13 protein-coding genes and 2 pseudogenes are annotated in these 14,772 nt (G+C 39.3%); all 15 read left to right on the forward strand.

Annotation, left to right across the window (positions count from 1 at the left end; translation table 11 throughout):
* Positions 1–121 precede the first annotated feature (121 nt).
* Positions 122–1,621: pseudogene (locus MKP09_RS14040) on the forward strand (RagB/SusD family nutrient uptake outer membrane protein); the annotation flags it as partial.
* Between the two features lie 41 nt (positions 1,622–1,662).
* Positions 1,663–1,791 (forward strand): RagB/SusD family nutrient uptake outer membrane protein, encoded by a 129-nt coding sequence (locus MKP09_RS28895; protein WP_490355048.1) that lies wholly within the window; start codon positions 1,663–1,665, stop codon positions 1,789–1,791.
* Between the two features lie 151 nt (positions 1,792–1,942).
* Positions 1,943–2,614: a DUF3823 domain-containing protein gene (locus tag MKP09_RS14045; RefSeq protein WP_240830611.1), complete on the forward strand. Its 672-nt coding sequence runs from the start codon at positions 1,943–1,945 to the stop codon at positions 2,612–2,614.
* A gap of 41 nt (positions 2,615–2,655) precedes the next feature.
* Entirely contained in the window at positions 2,656–3,630 is a 975-nt protein-coding gene (locus MKP09_RS14050) for a glycoside hydrolase family 38 N-terminal domain-containing protein (RefSeq protein WP_240830612.1), read from the forward strand.
* 50 nt (positions 3,631–3,680) lie between these two features.
* Complete coding sequence (locus tag MKP09_RS14055; protein WP_240830613.1) at positions 3,681–3,959, forward strand: hypothetical protein; 279 nt, start codon at positions 3,681–3,683, stop codon at positions 3,957–3,959.
* Positions 3,960–3,982: 23 nt separating this feature from the next.
* Positions 3,983–4,708, forward strand: coding sequence for a hypothetical protein (locus MKP09_RS14060; RefSeq protein ID WP_240830614.1), 726 nt, complete (start codon positions 3,983–3,985; stop codon positions 4,706–4,708).
* On the forward strand, positions 4,705–5,559 hold the full coding sequence (locus MKP09_RS14065; RefSeq protein WP_240830615.1) for a hypothetical protein: 855 nt from the start codon (positions 4,705–4,707) through the stop codon (positions 5,557–5,559). The genes MKP09_RS14060 and MKP09_RS14065 overlap by 4 nt, the downstream gene beginning before the upstream one ends.
* Positions 5,560–5,613: 54 nt before the next feature.
* Positions 5,614–5,988 carry a hypothetical protein gene (locus tag MKP09_RS14070; protein ID WP_240830616.1) on the forward strand — a complete coding sequence of 125 codons (375 nt, stop codon included), beginning with the start codon at positions 5,614–5,616 and terminating at the stop codon, positions 5,986–5,988.
* Positions 5,961–7,445, forward strand: a complete 1,485-nt coding sequence (locus MKP09_RS14075) for a class I mannose-6-phosphate isomerase (RefSeq protein WP_490355049.1) — start codon at positions 5,961–5,963, stop codon at positions 7,443–7,445. Before MKP09_RS14070 ends, MKP09_RS14075 begins: the two co-directional genes overlap by 28 nt.
* A 255-nt stretch (positions 7,446–7,700) precedes the next feature.
* Positions 7,701–9,883: pseudogene (locus MKP09_RS14080) on the forward strand (GH92 family glycosyl hydrolase).
* Positions 9,884–9,908: 25 nt separating this feature from the next.
* A complete protein-coding gene (locus tag MKP09_RS14085) occupies positions 9,909–10,079 on the forward strand; it encodes a hypothetical protein (protein ID WP_240830618.1) in 171 nt (56 codons plus the stop codon).
* The gene (locus tag MKP09_RS14090) at positions 10,046–11,302 is read left to right on the forward strand and encodes a sugar porter family MFS transporter (RefSeq protein ID WP_240830619.1); all 1,257 of its coding nucleotides are present in this window, start codon (positions 10,046–10,048) and stop codon (positions 11,300–11,302) included. Before MKP09_RS14085 ends, MKP09_RS14090 begins: the two co-directional genes overlap by 34 nt.
* A 137-nt stretch (positions 11,303–11,439) precedes the next feature.
* A complete protein-coding gene (locus MKP09_RS14095; RefSeq protein WP_240830620.1) occupies positions 11,440–12,339 on the forward strand; it encodes an ROK family protein in 900 nt (299 codons plus the stop codon).
* A 111-nt stretch (positions 12,340–12,450) separates the two neighbouring features.
* Entirely contained in the window at positions 12,451–13,146 is a 696-nt protein-coding gene (locus MKP09_RS26225; protein ID WP_262915375.1) for a hypothetical protein, read from the forward strand.
* Positions 13,080–14,765, forward strand: coding sequence for a glycoside hydrolase family 92 protein (locus MKP09_RS14100; RefSeq protein ID WP_262915376.1), 1,686 nt, complete (start codon positions 13,080–13,082; stop codon positions 14,763–14,765). Before MKP09_RS26225 ends, MKP09_RS14100 begins: the two co-directional genes overlap by 67 nt.
* The last annotated feature ends 7 nt before the right edge of the window (positions 14,766–14,772 follow it).

Consider the following 14,772-nt stretch of genomic DNA (forward strand, 5'->3'; position numbering starts at 1 on the left):
TATGGCGCGTATTTACAGTGTTATGCCAATAGAAGATTTTAAGTATTCTCCAACGCTTGGTTTTAACGCCTTCGTAATTGGTTCTTTTGCAGGCATTACCGGCGAGGCATTGAGTCGAGACATGGGCAATGCAAATGGTTCCTTTGGCTATTGGAGCGCGGCTTACAATCTTATCAGGGAATGCAATTATTTTTCGGAAGTATTACCAGACTATGCTGGCAATTTTACCGAAGAAAAGGTTAAGTACTGGCTGGGCGAAGTTAGGTTCATACGGGCAGTTACCTATCTTGCTTTGGTGAAGAGATATGGTGGTGTTCCCATTGTTGACCAGCTTTTAACAGATCCCGATCAGTCAATTGGTGACATTACAGAAAGCCTGGAAGAGTTGAAAATCCCACGATCTTCTGAAGAAAAAGTATGGGATTTTATTGCAGAAGATTTAAAGTACGCTTATGAAAATCTGCCGGAAACTAGTGTAGCAGGTAGAGTTAACCGATATGTGGCTGCCGGTTTTTTATCAAGGGCTATGCTGTATGCCGGTAGTATTGCCAAATACAACTCAATAGAATTGACCGCTGGTAGCGAGCGTCTCTGCGGTATACCAGCATCAAAAGCTGTTACATATTTTAAAGAGAGTTATGACGCTGCACAATTGCTGAATGGCAAATACAGCCTCTACAAAAAATCATGGTCGGCTACTGATAAAGAAGCACAATATCAGAATTATATAAATACATTTCTTGATGCTTCCAGCCCGGAGAATATATTTGTTCGACAATATAAATATCCAGATGCTGTACATGGTTATGATGCATTAAGTGTGCCTAAGCAACTTGAAGGGCCAGGCGGAAATTATTCTTCTGAAACCAATCCTACACTTGATTTTGTTGAAATGTTTGAAGGTCTACCACGTGATGCTAATGGCGCAATTCGTACACGTGATGCTGACGGTAAATACATCCTTTATGATAATACCATGTCTTTATTTTCGAATGCGGAACCAAGACTAAGAGCCACCATCATTTTACCTGGCGATGTTTTTAAAGGACAAGTAATTGACATCAGAAGAGGCATCTACACCGGAGAGACTGCTGGCGGCATCAATAAATTAATTCCTCCGGGATCAACAATAAACTATCCCACAACCAATATTGTAAGTTCGGCCAGCGCATTGCAGACACCCTATCAATTACCCGATGGAAGTATGATGAATCCGGCAGGTTTAAGTGGTGTATTCACAAACCTTGCAGCTAATGGTCCCGGCGGCAGCATTACAGGTTTTTCCGTTAGGAAATATTTGAATCCTAATAAACCCACAGCAGAAGTGGTAACTAACCGTTCTGAACAAAGCTGGATCGAATTAAGATACGCAGAAGTTTTATTGAATGCGGCAGAAGCTGGATATGAATTGTCTTCATTGGGACAAGGCGCCAGTTATCTTCAAACAGCAATTACCAATGTTAATATGATACGCGAAAGGGCAGGTGCGTCCAGCATTACATCTATCAATGACGTTGATGTAATTAGAGAAGAGCGCAGAAAAGAACTCGCCTTTGAACATAAGGTATATTGGGATCTGAAAAGGTGGCGAATCATAGATCAGGAACAAAACGCACGTTTATATCGTGTGCTAATGCCTTTTTATGCGGCTAAAGCAGATAAATATTTTTTGATGATAGAACAGACGAAAGAAATGCTCGTTTTACGTTTGATTCAAGATGGTACTATGATCAAATTCCCACTTCAGCTATTAGCAAAAACTCAAGCCTGATTCAGAACCCCGGCTATTAATAATGAAACATCAATTATTAAATAATCGCAGCGTAGCTGTAACAAAAAATATAAAGATGAAAAAGAATCTTTTATTAATGCTCTTTAGCATCTGTCTTTTTCCTTGTGGAGTTGTTCCAAGCTTGATAGTTATGATGCTCCCGATCAAACATTGAAGGGTCGCATTATCGACGCAACTACCGGAGAAAATGTTCAAAGCGAAGTGTCTGGCGAGAATGGAGTGGGCACCCGCATTGAATTGCGTGAATTAAGTTGGAGTGATAATCCGACTCCAATGTATCTTGCCACTAAACAGGATGGAACTTATATAAATACAAAAATATTTTCAGGAAATTATAAGATCTCTGCTGACGGTGCTTTTGTACCGCTCGTACAAACAGGTACAAACGCGGTGGATCATAGCCAGACTGTTGATGTAAAAAGCGGAACAACAGAAGTTAATTTTACGGTTGAGCCATTTTTGCGAATCGTATGGGAAGGTGAACCTGTACTTAATGCCGACGGCACTGTTACTGTTAAGGTAAAGATTACAAGAGGCACAGCAGACCCGGATTATCAGTTAAACGTAACAGATATTAATCTTTACGTAAACAACTTTGAGTATATCGGTAACAATAATTTCGATGCAAGGTATTCAAACAGAAGATCATTTGGTGGTACAGATGGTAATGATCTGCTCGATCAAACATTAACGATAACTACAACAGGCGGCGCATTACCCGGTAAGAGAACTTTGTATTTACGTGTAGGAGCAAGAACAACCTATCCCAATAATGGCAGGCCGTATAATTACAATGAAGTTAAATCTATTAATATTCCATAACAAAAGTTAAGAACTTAACTATAATACCTGCTTCATTCAACGTGCGTTATATTTTATCCGTCTTCCTGATTTTATTTTATCCATGCTTTTTAAAGGCAGCGGATAAGATTTTTAATGATACTGCCACAGCACCAGCTGCGGCAAAGGTTGAAGTGATGCCATATTATAAATTCAATGAGGAAAAAGCTCCGGCGCGTGTTGTAAAGATTTTTCTTCCTAAAAAAACAACAGGCCAGGTTTTTATTGAAATGCTTACTGGCGCATCGAATACTAAGTCAACGGTGCAAAGAGATACTGCTTTTTCTGAATTCGAAGTTTTGCTGCCGGAGCATGTAGGAGTCAGGAAAACTGAAGAAATAACAGTTAAGTTAGAATTTGGCAATCATAAAGTGATACTTCATGCAGCTGTTCCGGCCGAACGCTATTGGAATGTTTATATATATCCGCATTCGCATGTGGATATTGGTTACACGGGGTTGCAGGAAGATGTCAGCAAAATACATACACGAAATATTGATGTGGGTATTGACCTGGCAGCTAAAACGCAGCATTATCCAACCGGCTCTAGGTTTATATGGAATACAGAGTCTGCCTGGGTTGTAGATCGTTATCTGAAATCAGCTGATCCCGCAAGAAAGAAAAAGTTTTTTGATGCTGTAAAAAAAGGATGGATTAGAATTGACGCAGGACATTCGAATATAAACACCTCCATATGTTCTGATGAAGAATTGATGCATTTTTTTGATCAGAGCAATAGCATTGAAAAAAGTACCGGAGTTCCTGTTAACACAATGGTTCAGATGGATGTGCCAGGCGCAGCATGGGGAATTGTAGACGCGGCAGTTCATAATGGTGTAAAGGGTTTTATTTCCTTCCCTAATTATTATGACAGAAGGAAAATGCTGGAACATAAACCATTTTACTGGTTAGGGCCAGATGGTAAGAGTAAGATTCTTTTTTACAAGGGTTTCCATATGGCATTGGTTATACTATTAAAGGAAATTTATACGGGCTGAAGAAATTACAAACATATACTGAAGATGACAGGGTTCAGACCAATGAACCCATGAATAATTTTATTGATAAATTTCTTTTCAAAGAAACAGCAGCATTGGAAAGAGCAAATTCGCCGTATGATATTTTTGTGATGACATGGTCGATGGCTGATAATTGTGTTATAGATGCAGACTTGCCCGAAGCCGTTAAAAAGTGGAACGAAACGTATGCATACCCCAGGTTAAAAATTGCTGGTACGGCTGAAATTCTGGACGCTTATGAAAAAAATATGCAGAGCAAATTCCAACTTATTCCGGCGATTTTACTGAATACTGGACGAATGGATTAGGCTCGGCGGCTGCGCATACAGGAATGGCAAGGATCGCTAAAGAGAACCTGGCGCAGGTTGAAATCATTAATGCTATTATTGGCTCTGGCTCAAAAAAGAAGGCATTAATAAATGACGGTTGGGAAAGTCTTTTACTGGCCGCAGAACATACCTGGGGTTATCAAAATCCTAAAGATCCATTTGCTAAGGTGATTGAAAAAAATAAGCAGCAATATTTCTCGGGCGCGAAACAGTTGAGTGACTCTTTGCTTGCTTCTTTCAGTGATACTACTGTTACACAAGAAACTTATTCGGTTGTAAATACACTTTCCTGGAACCGGAAAGGTATTGTAACTCTAAGGCCAGAGCAAAGTCAAAGAGGGGATAAAGTGATAAATATTTCATCAGGAAAAGAAATGTTATCTCAACGTCTTTCCAATGGTGATCTGATTTTTCGAACAGAAATAATACCGGCACTTTCTTCACGCATGTATAAAGTGGCCAAAGGAAAATATAAAGAAACAAAAGATCAGATTTCAAGTCAAGACAATATTTTGTCCAACGATTTATTGCGTTTAGAGATTGATCCTGTTACTGGAAATATTCAGAGCGTTATTAAACTTGATAATAAGCATGAATATATTTCGCCTAAGGAAGGCGTAAATAGTTATTATTATTTAAAAGGCGTGTTTAATGGAAAAGACCAGCCAGGAAATCCCCAAGGTGTTCGTTCCGTTACAATACAAAAAAAGAATCCGGCCCTTTATTGAATTCAATATTGATAAAATCTCAAGCGCCTGGTTGTAATTGGTTGGAAAGAGAAGTAAAGCTTTATGCTGGTGAACCCTTTGTTGGCTTGCAGAACAGGTATGATAAAGTTTCCACAAAAGAAAAAGAAGGTATTCATTTTGGGTTCACATTTGATCTTCCTGATGCAATAGCTCATGTCGACGCTCCCTGGAGTGTTATTACTCCTGAAAAGGAGCAACTGCCCGCAGCCAATAGAAACTGGATGGCTTTTGAACGTTGGGTAGATATTTCCAATTCTCATAAGGGAGTAACCTGGACTTCATTAGAAGCTCCTTTGATTCAATGGGAAGATATGGACAGCGTTATATTGGATGGTGCCAGGCAAGCAGATCTTTGGAAAAAGAAAATAAAAGATTTTCAAAAATTATTTTCCTGGCCACTCAATAATCATTGGGATACAAATTTTCCTTTAGAACAAGGAGGCATCATTAAAGAGCAGTATGCTGTAAGTTTTCACGATGGCTACAATGTAGCAGCAGCGAATCGATTTGGCATGGAACAACATCGTCCGCTTGTAGCTGTAAAATCCAAAGTAAACTTAATAGATCAATCTCCATTCAGTTTTGATAAACCCGGCATAATCGTTTCAAGTATTACAAAAACTAATGATGAGGAGTGCTGGATTATAACATTCCGTTCTTTTTCTGATAAAAAAGAAGAACTAAAGCTAAATTGGGGATCAATAAAACCAGAATCGATTTTTGATGGGAATGCTGATGGCCCAGAAAATGAAGTAAAAGGAAATGAACTTGTCATAAATCCTTACGGAATAAAGATGATATATGTGAAACAAGCAACTAATTTTCGTTAAGCAAAAATATTTAGTGAGAAAGAAATGATTAAATCTATAAAAAAATCTGTTAGTATGATAGAACCTTCAAATGAAAAAACTGAGGCGGTAAGTTTTAAAACCTATGCGAGGAAAAGTGGCCAACCTTTAATGCCACAACAAATAAAAACACAGCTTGAAAAAGATGATCAATATTCAGTTTATCCATATCATGCTTTAGGTTCGGGTAATATAAAAACAGGATATGAAAGCCTGGCTGAATGGATATTGGAGCATCAAGGGAAAGTTGCTATCGATGGGATGAACGGTGTGTTTTGGAATGAAGTACATGATAGCCTTTCACGTGCATTTGCCAAGACAGAAAAAAAATACAATGGAGATTTACTCATGAATTTTTTATTTCAGAAGAAGAGATTGATCGACTGGTTCAACCTTTTCTGGGTGAAGTAGATTCGGTTTGGGGTACAAAGTGTACACATAAGCTAAGTGATTTTTTTGAAACAGACCAGCTTGCTAAGGAGCATCAAAATACCGAGGCTGATTGTGTTATTATTATAGGAATAGGCGCTGCTTTAGTAGATGCAACCGCTCCGGTGATCTACCTGGATGTACCCAAAAATGAAATTCAATATCGGATGCGCGCTGGCGCCATCATGAATATGGGATCTAATAAGACAGATAATGGAGCTGCAATGTATAAGCGCACTTTTTTTGTTGACTGGCCATTATTGAATGCGCATAAGCAAACAATAATGAAAAGGATTTCTGTTTTTGCAGATACGCAATGGCAGGAAAGTGTTTCATGGGCCGAATCGTTTTTTATTAACCGCGCGTTGAAGGAAATGAGTCAAACTGTTTTCCGCGTACGGCCCTGGTTTGAGCCGGGTGCATGGGGTGGCCAATGGATGAAAGAGCATATTCCAAATCTAAATAAAGATGAAGTTAACTATGCCTGGTCTTTTGAGCTGATCGTGCCAGAGAATGGAATTGTTTTTGAAAGCGACATGAATTTGCTGGAACTCTCTTTTGATTTTATCATGCTGAATGATGGAAGAAATGTTCTTGGTAAACATGCAGATTTTTTCGGAACAGAATTTCCTATTCGCTTCGATTTTCTTGATACATGGGATGGTGGTAACCTGTCTATCCAATGTCATCCGCGATTGCCGTATACACGTGAACATTTTGGCGAACAGATCACGCAAGACGAGACTTATTATATTTTAGATTGTAAAGACGATGCTGAAGTGTTTCTGGGCTTCCAGGATGATATCAATCCAGATGAATTTAAAACTGCTCTTGAAGAAAGCCAGGATAAAAATATAAAAGTTGATATAGAAAAATATGTTCAGTCTTATAACGCCAATAAACATGATCTTTTCCTGATACCTAACGGGACAGTCCATAGTGCCGGGAAAAATAACCTTGTTCTTGAAATCAGTTCTACACCATACATTTTTACATTCAAAATGTATGACTGGCTTCGCCTTGATTTAAACGGTGAGCCAAGAGCGATCAATATTGAACACGCTTTTAAAAATCTACGCTTTGAATATAAAGGCGATTATGTAAGCGATCAGTTAATCTCAAAACCTGGCGTTGTCAATGAAGGCGAAGATTGGATATTATATCACTTACCTACACACGCTCATCATTTTTATGATGTAGAAAGAGTAGAATTTAAATCAGAAATAACATTGAGCACCAATGATAGTTGTAACGTATTGATGTTAGTTGAAGGCGATGCTATTCAGGTAAAAGTAAACGGGGTTTTACAAGTGTTTCAATATGCCGAGACCTTCGTAATTCCTGCTGCTGCCAAAGAATATACTTTGGTGAATAACGGAAAAGATGTTGCCAAAGTTGTTAAAGCATTTATTAAGGAATCAATAGATCATTTAAGATGATAAATGATAAAGTTTTATTGGACTTACAATCCTTACACTTTCAAATTATCAATAACAAGATCAGAAATCTTATTCTAAGAATTACATCTGACTAAAAACAAAATGAAACATAAACAGATGAAAAAGATTATAAGTTGTTTACTACTTACATTTTTTGTTCAGTCCCTAATGGCACAACAAAAGATGCCCGTCGATTATGCGGATCCGCTGTTAGGAACATCCGAATCAAGATGGATGTTAAACCCTGGAGCAACCATGCCTTGGGGCATGGTTCAGCTAAGTCCCGATAATCAGGGCGGTGTCTGGAAATCCGGATACGAATATAGCCTTAATAATATCGGGGGTTCAGCCATATTCATGCGTGGACAATGGCGGGCCTTTCAGTAATGCCAACCGTTGGCGTGTTGAATACCCGAAGAGGCCCTGCAGACGGCCCTACAACCGGATGGACGACTGGCTATCGTTCGAGGATTGTGAAGGAAAGCGAGAAAGCCAGTCCGGGATATTATGCCGTAAAGTTGATGAATGGTAATATTTATACGGAATTGACAAGCACTACACGAAGCGGTTTTTTCAGATTTACATTTGATGAAGATCAGGAAGCGCATATTTTACTTGATCTGGATATACCTTTTGAAAACACGGCTGAGATAGAGGATGCTGTTTTTGCCAAAGTTTCTGATAAAGAAATAGAAGGTTATTCAAAGCAAAAGTGGAGCTGGAACGAATATACAGTTCATTTTGTGATCCGGTTTAATAAGTCCATTGAAGGTTTTGGGGGCTGGGCCGGTGACAAAGTTACCCGCAATGTAAAAGAATTTAAAGCAAAAGGAAGCAGTGGGGCTTTCGCTGATTTTAAAACATCGAAAGGTGAAGTGCTGTTAATGCAAACCGCAATTTCATTAGTAAGTGTTGATCAGGCAAGATTGAATCTTGAAACCGAAATGGATCCCTTCAACTGGGATTTTGATGCAGTAAAGAATAATGCAAGAAATGTTTGGAATGCTTTACTAAATAAGATCAAAATTGAAGGAGGCTCCGAAGAAAATAAAAAGAAGTTTTATACCAATCTGTATCGTTCTTATGTAGCACGTACTACCTGGAGCGATGTAAATGGGAAGTATGTAGATGTAAATGAGAAAGTACAACAGGTAGATCCTAAACGTCCTGTTTATGGAAGTGATGCATTGTGGAACACCTTTTGGAACCTGAACCAGTTGTGGGCTTTGGTAAATCCCGATCTTACTAGCAATTGGGTGCATTCACTACTGGAAATTTATAAAACAGGCGGATGGTTGCCCAAAGGGCCTGCAGGAATTGAATATTCCGGCATCATGGAAGCATCGCACGAAATTGCTTTGATCGTTGGAGCTTATCAAAAAGGTATTCGCGATTTTGATAAGGACCTTGCACTAAAAGCTCTCGTTCATCAACAAACAACGCCTGGCATAAAAACGCCGGAAAATGGTTTTGCTGGTAACCGCTTTTTTGAATCTTATATGAAGCTTGGTTACGTGCCGAATGAAGAAGGCCAGGTTTCTAATACTTTGGAATATGCTTACGATGACTGGTGTGTATCACAGTATGCAAAGGCATTAGGTAAGAAAGATATCTACGAACAATTTATAAAACGTGCAGCCAATTATAAAAATGTTTTCGACTCCGATGTGAAATATATCAGAATGAAAAACCGTGATGGTTCCTGGGTAAAGGACTGGTCGCCATATTGCTGCACAAGCTTTAGTGGTCCCGGCTATCTTGAAGGCAACGCATGGCAATACAGTTTTTTTAATCCGCATGATGTACAAGGTATTTTGAATTTAATGGGTCGCGATACATTCAATACACGCCTGGATGAAGGTTTTCAAAAGTCTGCTAAGTTTAACTTTAATGCTGATGGAGACTTGTACGATCTTGTTCCTATCAATCATGGCAACCAGCCTAATATGCAGGCGGCCTGGTTATTCAACTATTCTGGCAAACCCTGGCTTACCCAAAAATGGACAAGAGCTATAATGGATCAATATTACGGGGCAACCCCTTATCATGGTTGGTTGGGAGATGAGGATGAAGGCCAGATGGGAGCCTGGTATGTAATGTCAGCAATGGGATTGTTCCAAACGGAAGGAGGCGCCTCTGTAAAACCTTTTTATGAAATAGGAAGCCCGTTGTTCGAAAAAGCAACTATTAAGTTAGATCCAAAATATTATCCCGGCGGCCAGTTCACTATAATTGCCAAAAATACTTCTGATAAGAATATTTATGTCCAATCGGCGCAGCTAAATGGAAAACCTTTAAACAAGCCCTGGTTCTATCATGCTGACTTAGTAAAAGGAGGAACGTTGGTTCTTCAAATGGGGCCAACGCCCAATAAAAGCTGGGGTTCAAGTCCACAAGATGCACCGCCATCAATGTCACCCAACAAAGAAGCAAAATAATATAGATTCATAATAATTATAACTGATGGAAGTAGTAAATAAAAAATCATCTGTCCTTTTGATCACGCTGGTGGTATCTCTTGGCGGATTTTTATTCGGCTTCGATATGGCTGTAGTTTCTGGCGTACTTCCTTTTTACAGGAAAAATATACGTTGTCGCCAGTGGCTGAAGGTTGGTTTGTTACGATCGCATTGATCGGATGTATTGTTGGCGTTGCATTTTCTGGTGAAATGTCAGACAGATGGGGACGGAAGAAACCGATGTTCATATCAGCTTTCTTTTTCCTGATCTCCGCTATTGGTGCGGCGCTTGTGCCAACTTTAACCGGCGTTTTTATTTTTAGATTTATTGGCGGACTTGGTATCGGGCTTACTTCTAATCTTGTACCTCTTTATATTTCTGAAATAGCTCCGGCAAAAACAAGAGGCCGTTTAGTTACGCTTTACCAATTTGCGCTTACGCTGGGAATACTATGCGCTTACTTAAGTAACGCTTTTTTAGTGAAATATAGCGAAACGTATAACATCCAAAGCAGTGGCTCTCTTTTTGAATATGTTTTTTTACTCGATGTATGGCGTGGAATGTTGTTGGTTGGTGGTTTGCCTGCATTGTTATTTTTAGCGGGTATGTTCTTTGTTCCTGAAAGTCCGCGCTGGCTGATGCAGCGTAACAGATCTGCTGAAGCTTTAACCATCATGCGTAGGTTTTCAAACGATGAAGTTTTAGAATTGCCAAAACTTCAAACCGATTCGTCTTCCGCAGATAGTGTTTCATATCGCGAACTTTTTAAAGGACGATGGAGAAAAGCAATGATCGTGGGTATCCTGCTGCCATTGTTTTCACAGTTTAGTGGAATCAATGCTATTATATATTATGGACCCAGTATTTTAAACGACGCTGGTGTTTCTATGAATAATTCATTAATGAGCCAGGTTGTATTTGGCGTAGCCAATATGTTGTTTACGTTACTTGCAATATGGAAAGTAGATACATTGGGGCGCCGCCCACTTTATATATATGGTACACTTGGCGCTACAATAGCGTTGGTGCTTACAGGTATATGCTTTGCAACAGGTGCATCAACATCTGTTTTTATTTTGATAAGTGTGTTGATGTTCCTCGCTTGCTTTGCCTTTTCTATCGGCCCGTTAAAATTTGTTGTAGCCTCCGAAATATTTCCCGGTCACATACGCGGCAGGGCAATGGCGCTTTCTATCATGGTCATGTGGGTCGCCGATGCAATCGTGGGCCAAATCACACCCATCATGTTAAAGCATTTAGGTACGCCTGCAACTTTTTGGGTATTCGCAACTTTTTGCTTTATCGCATTTATTGTTGTTTACAAAATATTGCCGGAGACCAAAGGGAAATCTTTAGAGCAGATCGAAGAAGGATGGTTAAAAGAGAAAGGCAACTAAAGTTTGAAATGCCTGCAAGTAATAAAGTGTATTATTTTTTATGAGATCATCAGTAAACAAATGGCATCGGTATTGCCACGCTCGCTTGTACTGTGGAACATAAATGATCTTACATAAACGATGATAAATAATATCAAATGACGACGAAACAAAAAGCTAATCATTTAATTGCAGCAGCAGATATTGGAGGAACTCATATAACAGCAGCAGTAATTGATATAGTTGATCGATCAATTATTCCTGGTTCGTTGGTAAGGTTGTCCGTCGATGCTTCTGACAATGCAGAAAATGTTATAAGTAGGTGGAGTTTGGCTCTAAAGCAGGCTTCAGGCGATTTGCCGGTTTCTAAAATTGGTATTGCAATGCCGGGGCCATTCGATTATGCCAATGGCATCAGTTATATGATCAACCAAGGTAAATATGAATCTTTGTATGGCTTAAATGTAAAACAGTTATTAGCCGACCATTTAACGATTGAGGAAGATCTTTTTTCTTTTTCTAATGATGCGGCCTGTTTTCTTTCGGGTGAACTCTTTGCAGCAAACATGGATTCAAATGTGTTTGACAAATCAATTAGCATAACATTAGGCACAGGTCTTGGTACCGCTTTGTATAAAAATGGAGTAGCCGCAAGTGCAGATCTTTGGTCATTACCCTTTAAAGATAATATTGCTGAATATTATTTATCTTCTAAATGGTTTGTTGACCAATATTTACAACGTACAGGATCTCATCATCAGGGAGTAAAAGATCTGGTGCAAATGGCTAACTCAAATAAAGTTGCGGCACATCTGTTTCAGATCTTCAGTTATAATCTTGCCGATTTTTTAATACAGTTTATAAAAAGGGAAGAAGCTGAAACCATCATATTGGGCGGTAATATCTCAAAGGCCTATAAGCTTTTTCTTCCTGGTGTAAAACGCTTTGTAGCTGATGTTTTTCCGCATGTTCAAATAAAAGTATCCAGATTAGGTGAGGTTGCTTGTTTGTATGGCGCCGCGGCTGAAGCCATTGCTTTAAAGGTCGAAGCGCAATAAAGTAATTAGGAAACTCTGAAAATAACTTAACCACATATAAGTACATAGTATTTTAATACTCTTGATCAGACCAAAGAAAAAATTAAAGATGAAAATGAATTTTAAAAATAGTTGCTTTTTCCTGATACTGTCAATGTTCTCATTGCCATTGTTGTCACAAAAGATTTTACAAAGTGGGTTGATCCTCATATTGGAACGGCACATTGCAGATGGTTTCATTTCACCCCAGGTGCTTTCCCGTTTGGTATGGCCAAACCAGCTCCATCTACAAATGGTAGTTTCGGCAATGCCCATGGATGGGATGCCACTGGTTATGATTACAGGGATTCTACAATAGAAGGGTTTCCTAACTTCCATGAGTTTCAGGTAGGAGGTATCGTATTTGCACCTTCAACGGGAAAGCTGCAAACAATACCTGGAACAAGGACGGATCCTGAAAGTGGCTACAGGTCTCGATTTGACAGGAAATATGAAGTTTGTACTGCCGGATATTATGCAGTGAATCTTAAAGATTATAATATAAAAGCGGAACTAACAGCAACAGAGCGGGTTTCGTTTCATCGTTATACTTTTCCGCAGTCCCAGTCTTCTCATATAATTTTTGATATCGGCAATCAGCAGGGAGAAAGTGGTGAGGTTGTAGATGCTGAAGTATCTATTACAAGTGATGGAATGGTAGAAGGCTGGGTAACAACAGCTCCTGTATATATAAAAAATACCAGGCTGGTGCCACACTTACCATGTATTTTTCTGCCAAGGTCGATAGAAAACCTTCATCGTTCGGCGCTTTTAATGGCGAGGCTATAAAAGCTGGTGCAAAGATGGCGAAAGGAAAAGGAGCTGGTATTTATCTAACATTTAGTACAGATCATAATGAAGCTATTACTGTTACGTCAGGACTTTCTTATACCTCTATTCAAAATGCCAGGCTTAATTTAGAAGCTGAAGCAAAAGATCTTTCATTTGATCAGGCCAGGCTTCGGGCTACTAATTCCTGGAACCAATATCTGGGTCGCATCAATGTTGAAGGCGGCAAGGATGAAGATATGACGAAGTTTTATACGGGTCTTTATCATGCATTATTAGGTAGGGGATTGGCAAGCGATGTAAATGGCGCTTATCCTAAAAATGATGGATCGGTAGGACAAATTCCACTTGACAAATCAGGAAAGCCGTTACATAATCATTATAATACAGATGCAGTTTGGGGCACTTATTGGAACCTTACTCAATTATGGGCGCTGGTATATCCTGAATATTATGCTGATTTTGTGAAGAGTCAATTACTGGTATATAAAGATGCCGGTTGGCTGGGAGATGGTATTGCATGCAGCCGCTATGTATCCGGCGTAGGTACCAATTTTGTAGGTCTGGTTATTGCGAGTGCTTATTTGTGTGGCATTGATGATTTTGATACTAAAGTTGGTTATGAAGCCGCAAGAAAAAATGAGCTGGAATGGAGAGACCGGCCGTTTGGTGCAGGCAAAGCCGATCTTGATCGATTTATAAAATATGGATATGTAAATCATCTCGATAGCGGAGATGCAGGTGGCGAGCGCTGGCAATTTTCGGCATCGCATACTTTAGAATATGCGTTTAGTGCACATGCAGTCGCCGAGTGGGCAAAACGCTTAGGGAAAACAAAAGATTATAAACAACTGCTTGCATTATCGAAAGCCTGGGAACGTATTTACGATCCGTCTTTAAAATTGATTCACCCCAAACTTGCTAATGGAAAGTTTATTGAAAATTTTGATCCTTCTCAACCCTGGCGAGGCTTTCAGGAAGGTAATGCATGGCAATACACTTATTTTGTTCCACATCATATTGAAAGCCTGATCGACAAAATGGGCGCGCAAACATTTAACAGCAGACTCGATAGCATCTTTAAAGTTTCAGAAAAAAACCTCTTTGGTGGAGGGTCAACCATTGATGCCTTTGCAGGTATTAGCGGTATTTATAATCATGGCAACCAACCCAACCTGCATGTTTCCTGGCTTTTTAATTATTCAGGAAAACCTTCTTTAACTCAAAAATGGGTACGTGCTATTTGCAATAAATTTTATGGAACGGAAGGCGTGCATGGATATGGATTTGGACAGGATGAAGACCAAGGCCAACTTGGTGCGTGGTATGTAATGTCGGCTTTAGGCTTATTTGATATAAAGGGCCTTACGGATTCCGATGCGGCATTCGGTATTGGAAGTCCTTTGTTTAAAAAGATAACCCTGCAACTTTCGCCTAAATATTACGGAAGTAAGAAGTTTATTATTGATGCACCAAATAGCAGTGATAAGAATATGTTTATTCAATCAATGAAGCTGGATAACCAAGCGCTTCACAAACCTTTTGTTTCCTTTAAAGATGTGGTAAATGGCGGTAGACTGAGTTTGGAAATGGCTGCTAAGGAAAAAAATAACTACTGATTGAAAA

Source organism: Paraniabella ginsengisoli (assembly GCF_022513635.1).
Classification (GTDB): domain Bacteria; phylum Bacteroidota; class Bacteroidia; order Chitinophagales; family Chitinophagaceae; genus Niabella; species Niabella ginsengisoli.